The sequence below is a fragment of the Acaryochloris thomasi RCC1774 genome, assembly GCF_003231495.1.
Classification (GTDB): Bacteria; Cyanobacteriota; Cyanobacteriia; order Thermosynechococcales; family Thermosynechococcaceae; genus RCC1774.
The window spans coordinates 1-3,350 of sequence record NZ_PQWO01000061.1; the positions used below are offsets into that span (position 1 = coordinate 1).

Consider the following 3,350-nt stretch of genomic DNA (forward strand, 5'->3'; position numbering starts at 1 on the left):
ACACCGGCTACTAAGCCTAGATGGTCCAACGTTTCGACCTGAAGTTCTGACATCTGGAAAAACTCTATGAAGCTTGCACTGCTTCATTATCCGAAATTTACACTACCTGCGGAATGTAGGTCCTAACGTTGGCTGTACTCACGGCTGTCACCAAGAACCTACAGTCGTAGCAGAGGCTGCTCGGTAGAATTTCACAGTTTGAGGTCGTCAGTTCGATGGATATATCTGCTGGGGTGGTCTCTGCCAGGTGGATAATTGCATCGTGGCTCCCAGTAATGTCTCTTAAGAGGCGATTAACCCGATATATTGCAGGCTGATATTGGGTATTGCTTCGCATTAGCTCTTACCCTACCCAGCGCGACCTAAAGTTTCGCTGAACTTGATCTGATACACGTCTGACTTTTCCCTGAGCAGAAGGGAATTTAAGCTGAAAGAATAGCTGAAAAGATCAGGCACTCAACGTTGACAGGAGGATTCAAACCTCGGAAGTGCCCGGGCAAGTGCTGATGCAACATCATTTATAAACGAAAGCTTCCTCAAAAGCCGGAAGAGACCCTCTGGCGCTCAATCTCGACATTTAGCAGAGCCTGACCGTCTTCTACTGTATTGATCTGGCAGAGCTGATCTCGTAGCTCTGAGGCACCAGAGAAGCCTTTGACATACCAGGTCATGTGCTTCCGAGCCTGATGGATACCGCGCTGGCCTTTGTAGTCCCACAGCGCCTGTAGGTGTTCACGAGCACACTGCAGCCGTTCAACAGTCGTTGGGGGTGTTTTATGCTCACCCGTTTTTAAAAAGTGATCAATCTCTCCCACCAAAAAGGGATAGCCCAGGGTGCCTCGAGAACACATGACGCCATCGGCTCCGGTCTCGGCCAAACACTGCAGAGCTGATTCAGCAGAGTTAATGTCGCCATTGGCAATCACAGGAATGTCCAAAATTGCTTTGACCTGTCGAATCCAGTCCCACTGGGCGGGGCCTTTATAGCCTTGAGATCGCGTCCGCCCATGCACCGTGATCATCTGGGCACCGGCATCCTGCATCCGCTGGGCGAAGTCAAGGATGGTAATTTCTGCATCGGTCCAGCCAATTCGCGTTTTCACCGTTACGGGCACATCAACGGCCCCAACAACCGATTTGACAATTGCTTCAGCCGTTTCTGGATCGCGCAGTAACGAAGAGCCGCCCCCTTTCTTCGTGATTTTATTCACGGGACAGCCCATATTGATATCGACGGTATTGGCCCCTTCCGCTACAGCCATTTGAGCTGCTTCAGCTAAAAAGTCAGGGCGGCAGTCGAATAGCTGAACGCTGATAGGTTCTTCGTGGGGATCGACCTCCATGATTTGAGGCAGTTCACTCACGTGGCGCACCTGGCTGGCGTGAACCATCTCGGTATACAACATTGATTCGGGTGCATAGCGCCGCACCAGTCGCCGAAACACCAGATCGGTGACGCCAGACAGCGGAGACTGCAGCACCCGACTGTTGACGCTGACGTTGCCTATTTTGAGGGGGCTGGAGAGTTGAGATTGCAACTCATCCGACATTGAAACCATGATTTTCTAGCCTTTGTAGCCTTAGCCCCTTGCGGTGGGTCACGAAAGCACTGTAGGACTTTGATTGTACTCCTCACGATTGCCCATGACGATTCCGCTGCTTTCTGCAACCTTCTCCAGTTGGCCTGCTGCTCTCGATTTAATTGCCACCGATATGGATGGCACGCTCACCCTTGATGAAAAAATTACGGGCGATCTGCTCCAGGCCCTCGTTGATCTGAAACAGGCAGGAGTGACGGTGCTGATGACCACGGGACGGTCGGCGGGCTGGGTGAATGGGCTAGCCTACTATTTACCGATTGCAGGTGCGATCGCAGAAAACGGAGGCTTATTCTACAGTCCCCATCTCGATCCGGCAGGGGTTTTGCTCTCACCAATCCAGGACCGAGCGACCCATCGCCAAAAGCTAGCGGAGATGTTTGACCAGCTCAAAACAGAGTTTCCGTTTATTGAAGTGGCAACAGACAACGCTTTCCGGGTGACTGACTGGACTTATACCAACCCAGGCTTTGCGACAGACGATCTACACCGCATGAAACAGATGTGTTCAGATGCAGGCTGGGGATTTGTATACAGCAATGTTCAATGTCACATCAAACCCCTAGGGCAGAACAAACAAACCGGGCTGCTGGAGGTGTTAAGTAAGCACTTTTCTATACAAGGTATACAGCGTTCATCGAAACAACTGATCACAATTGGCGATAGTCCCAATGATGATGAGCTGTTTGACCCGGAGGTATTTCCCTATTCGGTGGGGGTGGCAAATGTTGCTAATTATCTGGCGGATATGCAGTTCAAGCCGAGTGCGATCGCATCCCAACCAGAGCAAAACGGCTTTCTAGAGCTGGCGCAGTTGATCATGAATCGAGGTGGCTCGAAAGCATAGAGAATTGAGCAGCCTTATTCAGAGAGAGTTCTTAAATGACTGTCAGTGCAAAAAGACAGAGTTTATGATGGCATCAGAATGCAATCTAACTTGATTGTTTTTGGACACGCGGATCAAGCTCGGAAGCTGCAGCCGCATCTTGACAGAGCCAGACAATCGTAATCAACAGAGAGAGCAAGCATGGTAGTCGCAACCCATAAACGCTGCACACCTGCGGAGTATCTGCAGCAAGAAGAGCAAGCAGACTCTAAAAGTGAGCTAATCGAAGGAGAAATCATTCCAGTGGCAGGAGCTTCAGCGAACCACAATGTCTTGACGGGTAAATTCCATGCTCGGCTACTGTTGGCATTAGAAGATCTAGACTATACCGTCTTCATGAGCGATATGCGGCTATGGCTATCACCCTATGACAGCTATACCTACCCTGATGTGATGGCGATTTCAGGCCCCCCTCAGTTTACAGATAATCAGCAAAAGGCTGTGAGCAATCCCTGCTTGATTATCGAAGTCTTATCGGCCTCGACAGAGGGCTACGATAAGGTCGGTAAGTTTCGCCTCTACCGCTCCATTCCTGAATTTGCCGAATATATTCTGGTCGATCAAACAGAGTATCGAGTGGAGCAATACACCAAAGTAGAACCGCACCAATGGCTGCTGACAGAGTGGAGTGGCGAAGAGGCAGTGGTGCAACTGAAATCAGTCGCAGTAGAGATTCCCCTGAAAGATTTATACAAGCGGGTAATCTTTACAACCGCCTCAGAGCCTGATGACGTTTCAGTGGGCTAAACACTGCTCCTAGATGGCGAATGGGTAGTCCTAAATAGGTAAGGATTGATTGTAATGGTGAATAAAGTACCAAATAGCACCGATATGATTCTCTAGCTTTTTGGAGAATGACAGTGTCT

4 protein-coding genes and 1 pseudogene are annotated in these 3,350 nt (G+C 49.9%); 2 read left to right on the top strand and 3 right to left on the bottom strand.

Features of this window, described 5'->3' with window-relative positions; translation table 11 throughout:
• Nucleotides 1–97 precede the first annotated feature (97 nt).
• The gene (locus C1752_RS28810; RefSeq protein WP_158535254.1) at nt 98–337 is read right to left on the bottom strand and encodes a hypothetical protein; all 240 of its coding nucleotides are present in this window, start codon (nt 335–337) and stop codon (nt 98–100) included.
• A gap of 199 nt (nt 338–536) precedes the next feature.
• Nucleotides 537–1,559, bottom strand: coding sequence for a tRNA dihydrouridine synthase DusB (dusB, locus tag C1752_RS27870; RefSeq protein ID WP_110989295.1), 1,023 nt, complete (start codon nt 1,557–1,559; stop codon nt 537–539).
• Between the two features lie 85 nt (nt 1,560–1,644).
• Here dusB and C1752_RS27875 point away from each other — a divergent pair, with 85 nt between their 5' ends.
• Nucleotides 1,645–2,445, top strand: a complete 801-nt coding sequence (locus C1752_RS27875; protein ID WP_110989296.1) for an HAD family hydrolase — start codon at nt 1,645–1,647, stop codon at nt 2,443–2,445.
• 180 nt (nt 2,446–2,625) lie between these two features.
• Entirely contained in the window at nt 2,626–3,231 is a 606-nt protein-coding gene (locus C1752_RS27880) for a Uma2 family endonuclease (RefSeq protein ID WP_110989297.1), read from the top strand.
• 30 nt (nt 3,232–3,261) lie between these two features.
• Here C1752_RS27880 and C1752_RS27885 read toward each other — a convergent pair.
• Nucleotides 3,262–3,350, bottom strand: a pseudogene (locus C1752_RS27885) (IS1 family transposase); the annotation flags it as partial.

Bases quoted from the DNA above. Each gene is read 5' to 3' on its own strand.
- C1752_RS28810 (WP_158535254.1), bottom strand. From the start codon at position 337: ATGCGAAGCAATACCCAATATCAGCCTGCAATATATCGGGTTAATCGC.
- dusB (WP_110989295.1), bottom strand. From the start codon at position 1,559: ATGGTTTCAATGTCGGATGAGTTGCAATCTCAACTCTCCAGCCCCCTC.
- C1752_RS27875 (WP_110989296.1), top strand. From the start codon at position 1,645: ATGACGATTCCGCTGCTTTCTGCAACCTTCTCCAGTTGGCCTGCTGCT.
- C1752_RS27880 (WP_110989297.1), top strand. From the start codon at position 2,626: ATGGTAGTCGCAACCCATAAACGCTGCACACCTGCGGAGTATCTGCAG.